The sequence below is a fragment of the Saccharothrix sp. NRRL B-16314 genome (assembly GCF_000716595.1).
Taxonomy (GTDB): Bacteria; Actinomycetota; Actinomycetes; order Mycobacteriales; family Pseudonocardiaceae; genus Actinosynnema.
In genome coordinates this window covers 1-301 of sequence record NZ_JNXC01000250.1, presented here as the reverse complement: position 1 = coordinate 301, position 301 = coordinate 1, and the positions used below count along the sequence as shown (strand labels likewise).

Annotated in this window: 1 pseudogene; it reads left to right on the top strand. The window is 66.1% G+C overall.

Annotated elements, in window-relative coordinates:
* Window positions 1-113: 113 nt before the first annotated feature.
* A pseudogene (locus OQ02_RS39860) lies at window positions 114-301 on the top strand (metallophosphoesterase); the annotation flags it as partial.

Here is a 301-nt window from a genome sequence, read left to right as displayed (position 1 = left end):
GTCCAGGCCAGATGTTCCGTGCGTCACACATACGTGGCGGTGCTCTGCGCACAGTAATCCACAGGTTTCCCGACTCGGAAGTAACCGCAGGTGACACCCCCTAAGGTGGGCCCATGCGAGTCCATGTGGTCAGTGACGTGCACGGCAACGCCGGAGACCTCGCCAGGGCGGGGGACGGGGCCGACGCCCTGATATGCCTCGGGGACCTGGTCCTCTTCCTCGACTACGCCGACCACAGCCGCGGGATCTTCCCCGACCTCTTCGGCGTCGAGAACGCCGACCGGCTCGTGGAGCTGCGGAC